Below are 8,178 nucleotides of genomic sequence, written 5' to 3' on the forward strand. Positions count from 1 at the left end.
TCTATTCCTTCACACTGCGGATGATATAGTAGCCTTTGTCCTTCGCTACGATCTCCGCGTTGCCGAAGACTTCTTCCATTTTACTTTTCGCGCTAGGTGCTCCTTGCTTCTTTTGGATCACGATCGTCAAGGTGCCGCCAGTTTTTAATAAGGGCGCCGCCTCGCTCAAAATCTGATGGACGACCTTTTTTCCCGCACGAATTGGCGGATTACTGATGATCGCCGCATACTCTGTCTGATGCAGGGTCTCATAAATATTGGATTGGTGAATATCCGCTTCGATCCCATTGCGCTTGGCATTGCCTTGAGCCAGCTCGACCGCACGATTGTTCACATCGATCATTTCAACAGGACGCTGCGTTTGATAGGCTAACGCCATGCCAATTGGTCCATACCCGCAGCCAACATCCAGCAAGGTTCCCTCTGGTAAGTCTGATGCGTCAAAATGCTCAATTAAAACACGTGAGCCAAAGTCCACCGTGTCACGGGAAAAAACACCGCTGTCGGTCACAAACTGAAAATTTTTCCCAGCCAATTCAAACGACCATTGATGCAGGTCGTGAGCGGTCTCGGGATTTTCGGAATAATAATGATTTGCCATATACTTACCCTTCTGCTAATAATATTTCTTTGATATCTCGTGCAATCAAGGCCCCTAAGAAATGATAGCCTTCGTCAGACGGATGGATGCCGTCAAATGTTTGCACGAACTCATTTGGTTTTGGATAAACCGTCATGTGATGATACAGATCGATCACGTTGACTCCAGATTCTGCCGCCACCATTTTCGCCTTCTGCGCGAAGAGCTGTTGCCGTTCGTTGTCCCCTTTTGGATAAACCTCTGTATTGATATACCCCGTAGTCAATAGGATGACTTTGGACGCATCAAAAGATTCGATAATTTCCTTTAGATTTTCACCAAAGGCTTCTAGTGATGTCTCGTGCTTCAATGAATCATTCGTCCCAAAGGAAATGACCACAAAATCACCTTCTGCATCCACGGCTTCACTCACTCGTGCCAATCCATCAGAAGAAGTCTCGCCGCGTTTGCCCAGCTTGACTAATTGATAGCCGGGAAAGCCCATCTCCGTTAATTCATCAAGAATATACGTATCTAAAATATCGCTGGTTTCTCCATTCATCACACCAGTCAATAAGCTGTCGCCAAATAAAACGATCTCTTTCATACCTTCATCCTCCTCACAATTCTATCGGTTCTATCATAGCATGAAACGCGAAATTTATTTAGCCAAATAGCGCGTACCAAATTCCTCACGAGCCGCTTGACTATACTGCTGAACAAATGCTGTTTTTGCCTCTGTATACGCGTCACGGTTGTGTTCGTATTTTTCTTTTAATGACCGCTTCAATTCTTCATATTGTCGAGCAGCTTTCGGATACTTCCGCAAATAATCTCTGAAATACAGCTCGTCCCAATCCCCGAGCGCTCGCACATGCAGATGATAGACTTTTTCCGCAAAGCCTGCTGGTGTGTAGCCCTTATTCAAATCCAACGTCTGCTTTGCGTCATCTCTAATCATCAAAATCCAGTCAGCATTTTTCAACAACTCTGATACACGATCCAAATCATAGCCCTCTGGCAATTCCAATAAAATATCTACAATTGGTTTTGCGATCAGCCCCTCCACCGAGGTACTGCCAATATGATTGATCCGTTGAAGTCCAAAGTCAGCGAGTAATTCCGTTAAATTCTGCTTTTCTTCCTCGTACCATTCAGCGTACTTCGGACTATGTTCTTTCAAAACAATCGGAAACAATTCCCACAGCTCTTCCAAAGTCATATCCTCTAGCTTTTTCATCTCAGCACCCGTTCTCATAAATCTGCTACTTCTATAATACACTTTTCACCACTGATTCTTAACTTCTCGCGAATTTTCACATCCCCATCTAAAAAAACAATGAAACTCCTATCATTACAATAGCTTTTTAGGGTTTTTTTCGGCTAAAATGGCATATAACGTTTTATGTTAGGAAATTATTCGGATTTCTTGAAAGCAGAGCACGTTCCAACACCGTTTTTTATGGTAGAATAAGCGCAGTTGCCGTCTGATTTCTTGCGATGGCAAGATCATCAGGAGAGTGAACTTACGAGAACCTTTTGACTGTTCACGTTAGATAAATTCATGGGGATTACCGAGCTTGCTGGGAGCTATCCTCGTAGACTAGACGCTATAAAAATGAATAAGGAGGTTATTATGAACGAAAGAGGGAACTATTTCCGGATCGCCCGTGACCAGTGGCAGGATTTCTACACACCGGGAAACACACCGTTGACCCAAGCAGAGCTTGATAATATCAAAAGTTTGAACGACCAAATCTCAATGAAGGATGTGGCCGATGTCTATGTACCTTTATGTCATTTGATCCATCTTTATATGAAAGATTTTGAGTCGCTAACTTTAAGCAAAGGATTGTTTTTGCATCGCTATGTGAAGATGCCGCCTTTTATTATCGGGATCGCCGGTAGTGTGGCTGTCGGAAAAAGTACCACCGCTCGTTTATTACAGACCTTGTTGGACCGCCTGTTCAAACACCAAACCGTTCAACTGATCACTACAGATGGGTTCCTCTATCCAAACGCTGTTTTAGAAGAACGGGGAATCATGGATCGCAAAGGATTTCCTGAGAGCTATGACATGGAGAATTTGATCGATGTCTTGAACGAAGTGAAATCAGGCAAGGAAAATATCCCCATCCCAAAATATTCTCATGATGTGTATGATATCGTGGAGGGTGAATACGAGATGATCGATTCACCGGATATTTTGATTGTGGAGGGAATTAACACCTTGCAGCTGCCAGCCAATCAGCAAATCTACGTCAGCGACTTTTTCGACCTGTCGATTTATGTCGATGCTGATCCGAAGATGGTGGAGCGCTGGTATATCGAGCGTTTCGAATCCCTACTGGACACCGCCTTCAAAGATCCTGATAACTACTATTATGACTATGCTATCGGCGACCGCAAAGAAGCGCTAGCTATGGCGGAAGATGTCTGGAAAAATGTCAACTTGAAGAATTTGGAAGAGTATATCTTGCCAACAAGAGGTCGAGCTGATATTATCTTGCACAAGGCAAAGCATCATATTATTGATGAAATCTATTTGCGTAAATACTAGCTTATAAAGAAAGCTTGCTTTCTTTTATAATAAAACTTGAAAAGGGGTAATAATTGTGACAAACATTTCTACCGAAATGACAAACGTAGAAAAAATCATTGTACTTGATTATGGTAGTCAGTATAACCAATTAATCACTCGTCGTATCCGTGAATTCGGTGTCTTCTCAGAACTTATGAGCCACCGCATCACTGCTGAAGAAGTCAAAGCCATGAATCCAAAAGGGATCATCCTATCCGGTGGCCCAAACAGTGTTTATGACGAAGGAGCCTTCTCCATCGATCCAAAAATCTTTGAGTTAGGCATTCCTGTCCTAGGTATCTGTTACGGCATGCAGCTGATCACCTATAACTTAGGTGGTAAAGTCGAACCTGCGAAAAACCGTGAATACGGTCAAGCAACATTAGAAGTTACCTCTGACGATGCGGTCCTATTTGCCGGCACACCAAAAGAGCAAACCGTTTGGATGAGCCACGGTGACCTAGTGACTCAAGTACCAGAAGGCTTCGAAAGAGTCGGCACCAGCAAAGATTGCCCGATCGCAGCGATCCAAGATACCAACCGCAACTTCTACGGCATCCAATTCCACGCAGAAGTGCGCCATTCAGAATACGGTAACGAATTGTTACGTCACTTTGCCCTAGATGTCTGTCAATGTAAAGGCGACTGGACGATGGATAACTTCATCGATATGCAAGTCGCAAAAATCCGCGAACAAGTCGGCGACAAAAAAGTCTTGCTTGGCCTATCAGGCGGCGTAGACTCTTCTGTCGTAGGGGTGCTTTTACAAAAAGCCATCGGTGACCAATTAACATCGATCTTCGTAGACCACGGTTTATTACGTAAAGACGAAGGCGAACAAGTCATGGAAGCACTTGGCGGAAAATTCGGCTTAAACATCATCAAAGTTGATGCCAAAGACCGTTTCTTAAATAAATTAGCCGGCGTTTCAGATCCAGAGAAAAAACGTAAAATCATCGGAAATGAATTCGTTTATGTATTCGACGATGAAGCGACCAAACTTGCAGGTAAAGAAGGTATCTCTTTCTTAGCCCAAGGCACGCTTTATACCGATGTGATCGAATCTGGTACAGAAACAGCCCAAACCATCAAATCACACCATAACGTTGGTGGATTACCAGAAGACATGCAGTTCGAATTGATCGAACCATTAAATACCCTATTCAAAGACGAAGTCCGCGAATTAGGAACACAGCTTGGCATGCCCGACTCCATCGTTTGGCGCCAGCCATTCCCAGGACCAGGCCTAGGCATTCGTGTCATCGGTGAAATCACCGAAGAAAAACTAGAAATCGTCCGCGAATCAGACGCGATCCTACGTGAAGAAATCGCCAATGCCGGCCTTGACCGCGACATCTGGCAATACTTCACTGTCCTACCAGGCATCCGCTCAGTCGGTGTCATGGGCGACGGCCGCACCTACGACTACACAGTCGGTATCCGTGCCGTTACGTCAATCGACGGCATGACCGCAGACTTCGCTCGTATCCCATGGGATGTCTTGCAAAAGATCTCAGTCCGGATCGTAAATGAAGTTTCTCATGTGAACCGGATCGTGTATGATATTACGAGTAAGCCACCTGCTACTGTGGAGTGGGAGTAGTTGTAGGAGAGCTAGAAATCCTCTTATACCAAGGGTTTCTGGCTCTTCTTATCTTTTTACTGCACTTTTATTGCACTTTTTTCATTTCTTTGTTTCGCAAGTAGTCTACAGTAAATTGATTCTTTGGTGAAGTATCATAATTTTGTTTTACTTCTTTAAAGGAAATGGCTCCATTTAATTTGTTAGCTACCTCGAAATTACTGTTAGGATAAAGATGTCCATACGTTCCTAAAGTCGTCTCAATATCTTCGTGTCCTAGACGATCTTTAATGATAAGTGGATTTTCTCCCATACTGATTAACAAGGAAGCATGAGAATGCCGTAACCCATGGATTCTGATTCGATGGATACCAGCCAGCTTAGCATAGCGTTCAATAGCATATGATAGTGTATGTTTTTGGGTAGGAATACCGTTATAGCTCATTACAAAGTCTGTCTGAATTAGATTTTGTTGTACTTCCTTCCATTCGGATAAATAAGTTAATGTGCATTTATCTAATACAATATGACGAACGCTCGCCTTTGTTTTTGGTTCAACAAATCTATAATTCGATTGATTCTTGTAATAGAGTGTTTTGTTGATGGTTAGTACTCCTGAGTCAAAATCAATATCTTCCCATTGAATGGCAGTAGCTTCACCAATTCGCATTCCAGTCATAAATAAAAACCACAGAGAGATAAATAAAAAGTGTTGATAGTAATCTTCTTTGTAAATTAGAGAGATTACTTTTTCAAATTCTTCTTTTGTCCAAAATTCAATTTTAGACTTTTGCTTTTTCACATTGCCAATAATCTTAGATGGATTTGTGGTGGTTATCCCAAGGACAATTGCTCGATCCATAGCAACTGAAAATAGTCCTTGAACAGCTCTTACATAAGAAGACTTACACTTCTTTGATAATTTTAGTTGCCAATTTTGCACATCAATAGGCTCAATATCGGAAACAGCCATTTTATCAAAATAAGAGAAATGCTTCTTAATAGTTGGTAAGCGATTTTCATATGTTCTGAGCTTTACCTGTGTCTTATACCATGGAAGGAAAATTTCAAAGATATAATGTTTAAACGTCATTTTATCCTTATTCTCACTTAATTCTTCTGGTTTCATCAATAGCAGTTTCGAATATTCTTCTCTTGCTTCTTTTTTAGTAGTGAATCCACTACGATATTTTTGAATTTTTTTCCCTTTAGAATCATAACCTAGATTTGCACGAAAATAATAGGTTCCATTCTTTGCTTTTTTTATTGGGTCTTTAACCATAGTTTTTACTCCTTACTGTGCAAAAACTACTCAGACCTGTTTTCATTTGAAAACCGAATTCCTAGAATTTCTTCAACAGCTTCACGAGGGACTCTATCTAGCTTTCGAGATTGATAGTAGATATGCCCTTTTGTAATCATCAATTCTTTTGCTTTTTTTATGATGTCTGCTGAAAAAGAAGTTCCATATCCTAGCTCAACTAAATCCTTTTTTGTGACCGTTATCATTATTACTCCTTTCCCAATTATAGGCTAGGAAAACTCCAATATTCACCTATAATTATATCAAATAGTTTTATAATAATACACTGACAAGAGAAGAATATCTTAGCAATCGAACAGCTCTAGCAAAGCTCACAGGAATTTCACTTCTGCATGGTTCTCATGTAGCCGTACCCATTGCCTGTGACGCTTCTAACGCTCGGACTATGGCTATACGGGAGTATCATTATCACGATAAGAAAGTCATGGCAGCAATCCTGCTAAAGATTACTTTCGAATTACTAACATGAATCGCTCACTAATTTTGTAGGTCATGGCGTGTTAGTTCATCAGCTCTTTTCTTACCGAAACGTATTCGATTGCCTTTATTTGGTTGTCAAAGAACGTTTGGCTTGTTAGCCTATCAAAACCTACTGAACACACAATATGCTTTGATGGAATAACAAACCTCCCAAATCGGGAAGCGTGGATACGATTCGACACGCTTCCACGAAAAAATGGGACTATTTAATTTCGAACGATAAAATCTTAGAGATGAGTTTCGTTTCCATTCTGCCACGTAGGGTTTCATCAATAACCATATGAGAATTTCCATATTCGTCTGTCATGCGACGTAATGAACGTTTTGAGGTATACCCTCGATAATGTTTAACAATCTGATTAATTGCTTCCACGTCGCCATCTGTCGCCTTTACAATGAGGGGGAAGGGGACCCTTGGATAGGCTGTTTTCATTCTTTACACTCCTTCATGAATTCTTTAATCATGGCTAGTCCACTTATTCGATGACGATAAACAGTCGAACGATTCAAATTTAGTAACTCCGCAATCTCCACATCACTCATATCCATAAAGTAATGAAGTAAAATAATGTTCCGTTTTTTCTCTGAAAGATGACGCAGGGCTTCACTTAATAAATCACTTTCAACATTGATTCTTAATCCAAATAATTTAAATAGTTGGAAATCAGTGACGTACGTATCAACAGTAGAAAAAGAGTTGACAAGGTAGTTATCTATATCAGAAAACGAGACTTCTTTTGCTGATAGTCTGTCTAGATGTTTGAAGTAATCTTTTCGTTCATCTTCAATAACTTGTTTGCAGATATAGTCAAACTGATTTTCTATGGTTTCTTGAAAAGAAGATGGTTTCATGCTTTTCACCCCCTTTCTGTCGTGAAAGGGAGTGGCATGTGCTTCTTTATCTCCCTTCATACTAAGCCCCGACACGAAAGGGGGATTTGTTGCATAAATGAAGAGAAATCCTAAAAGATATTTATTAAGTGACCAAAAAAGCACATAAACAGATTGTTTTCTCTGTTCATATGCTTTGATTTTTCTATCTATGTAATCTGCAAAACCACATTGATGGTCATATCTATCCAGTACAGGTGGATAAGTTTTTTTGATAAGAACTTAATTAAGAGAACTAGATGACAGATTATCTTTCTCATGGCGACTTTTCCCTCCATTAAGTCGCCAATTTTATCTACTTTCTAGGAGTATGACTAAATTTTATAAAGTTGTATAGGTAAATAAAATCAGCGACCTTTCTATTTGAAATTGGATTCATCGCATTAATAAATTCCACAGTGTTCTATAGGAACTCATAAACTATATAACATGTTTTTCTATACCTGTTTATGGTTATATAGGAACAGTAAAATGTATAGAGGTGATTTAGTATGCGTAAAAAAGAAGATAAATACGATTTTAGAGCCGTTGGTTTAGCGATTAAAGAGGCTCGAATGAAACGGGGTCTCACTCGTGAACAAGTGGGAACAATGATTGAAATTGACCCACGTTATTTAACAAATATAGAAAACAAAGGACAACACCCAAGTACACAAGTGCTGTATGATCTTGTATCATTACTCCATGTATCTATTGATGAATTTTTCTTACCTGAGCTAATTTCATAATTATCAGCCCTT

At 40.4% G+C, this 8,178-nt stretch carries 9 protein-coding genes and 1 pseudogene; 3 read left to right on the top strand and 7 right to left on the bottom strand.

The features are described from left to right. Window position 1: 1 nt before the first annotated feature. Genes RV13_RS05545 through RV13_RS05555 form a run of 3 tightly spaced genes read right to left on the bottom strand, consistent with a single transcriptional unit; the run spans window position 2 to window position 1,820 of the window. The gene (locus tag RV13_RS05545; protein ID WP_010745219.1) at window positions 2-601 is read right to left on the bottom strand and encodes a class I SAM-dependent methyltransferase; all 600 of its coding nucleotides are present in this window, start codon (window positions 599-601) and stop codon (window positions 2-4) included. 4 nt (window positions 602-605) lie between these two features. Continuing rightward, on the bottom strand, window positions 606-1,187 hold the full coding sequence (locus RV13_RS05550; protein WP_010745218.1) for an SGNH/GDSL hydrolase family protein: 582 nt from the start codon (window positions 1,185-1,187) through the stop codon (window positions 606-608). 54 nt (window positions 1,188-1,241) lie between these two features. Beyond that, window positions 1,242-1,820 (bottom strand): GrpB family protein, encoded by a 579-nt coding sequence (locus RV13_RS05555; RefSeq protein ID WP_028020035.1) that lies wholly within the window; start codon window positions 1,818-1,820, stop codon window positions 1,242-1,244. A 396-nt stretch (window positions 1,821-2,216) separates the two neighbouring features. Between RV13_RS05555 and coaA the strand changes: the two genes are divergently transcribed. Together coaA and guaA are read left to right on the top strand one after the other, a co-directional pair. Continuing rightward, a complete protein-coding gene (gene coaA, locus RV13_RS05560) occupies window positions 2,217-3,140 on the top strand; it encodes a type I pantothenate kinase (protein WP_010745216.1) in 924 nt (307 codons plus the stop codon). Between the two features lie 76 nt (window positions 3,141-3,216). After that, a complete protein-coding gene (gene guaA, locus RV13_RS05565) occupies window positions 3,217-4,764 on the top strand; it encodes a glutamine-hydrolyzing GMP synthase (RefSeq protein WP_192926095.1) in 1,548 nt (515 codons plus the stop codon). A gap of 67 nt (window positions 4,765-4,831) precedes the next feature. Here guaA and RV13_RS05570 read toward each other — a convergent pair whose 3' ends face one another. The 4 genes from RV13_RS05570 to RV13_RS05590 form a co-directional block, all read right to left on the bottom strand. Beyond that, window positions 4,832-6,025, bottom strand: a complete 1,194-nt coding sequence (locus RV13_RS05570) for a site-specific integrase (protein WP_060789278.1) — start codon at window positions 6,023-6,025, stop codon at window positions 4,832-4,834. A 26-nt stretch (window positions 6,026-6,051) separates the two neighbouring features. After that, window positions 6,052-6,252 (bottom strand): DUF3173 family protein, encoded by a 201-nt coding sequence (locus RV13_RS05575; protein WP_000633907.1) that lies wholly within the window; start codon window positions 6,250-6,252, stop codon window positions 6,052-6,054. 497 nt (window positions 6,253-6,749) lie between these two features. Beyond that, window positions 6,750-6,980 carry a helix-turn-helix domain-containing protein gene (locus tag RV13_RS05585; RefSeq protein ID WP_000845143.1) on the bottom strand — a complete coding sequence of 77 codons (231 nt, stop codon included), beginning with the start codon at window positions 6,978-6,980 and terminating at the stop codon, window positions 6,750-6,752. Then, window positions 6,977-7,399, bottom strand: a complete 423-nt coding sequence (locus tag RV13_RS05590) for an RNA polymerase sigma factor (protein WP_000804879.1) — start codon at window positions 7,397-7,399, stop codon at window positions 6,977-6,979. Before RV13_RS05590 ends, RV13_RS05585 begins: the two co-directional genes overlap by 4 nt. Window positions 7,400-7,929: 530 nt before the next feature. On the opposite strand from RV13_RS05590, the pseudogene RV13_RS05595 reads away from it, so the two are divergent. Further along, window positions 7,930-8,151 (top strand): annotated as a pseudogene (locus tag RV13_RS05595) (helix-turn-helix domain-containing protein); the annotation flags it as partial. Between the last annotated feature and the right edge of the window lie 27 nt (window positions 8,152-8,178).

The organism is Enterococcus raffinosus (assembly GCF_001886185.1).
GTDB classification, from domain to species: Bacteria; Bacillota; Bacilli; order Lactobacillales; family Enterococcaceae; genus Enterococcus_A; species Enterococcus_A raffinosus.

Coding starts and splice junctions, on each gene's coding strand:
- RV13_RS05545 (WP_010745219.1), bottom strand. CDS start 601: ATGGCAAATCATTATTATTCCGAAAATCCCGAGACCGCTCACGACCTG.
- RV13_RS05550 (WP_010745218.1), bottom strand. CDS start 1,187: ATGAAAGAGATCGTTTTATTTGGCGACAGCTTATTGACTGGTGTGATG.
- RV13_RS05555 (WP_028020035.1), bottom strand. CDS start 1,820: ATGAAAAAGCTAGAGGATATGACTTTGGAAGAGCTGTGGGAATTGTTT.
- coaA (WP_010745216.1), top strand. CDS start 2,217: ATGAACGAAAGAGGGAACTATTTCCGGATCGCCCGTGACCAGTGGCAG.
- guaA (WP_192926095.1), top strand. CDS start 3,217: ATGACAAACGTAGAAAAAATCATTGTACTTGATTATGGTAGTCAGTAT.
- RV13_RS05570 (WP_060789278.1), bottom strand. CDS start 6,025: ATGGTTAAAGACCCAATAAAAAAAGCAAAGAATGGAACCTATTATTTT.
- RV13_RS05575 (WP_000633907.1), bottom strand. CDS start 6,252: ATGATAACGGTCACAAAAAAGGATTTAGTTGAGCTAGGATATGGAACT.
- RV13_RS05585 (WP_000845143.1), bottom strand. CDS start 6,980: ATGAAAACAGCCTATCCAAGGGTCCCCTTCCCCCTCATTGTAAAGGCG.
- RV13_RS05590 (WP_000804879.1), bottom strand. CDS start 7,399: ATGAAACCATCTTCTTTTCAAGAAACCATAGAAAATCAGTTTGACTAT.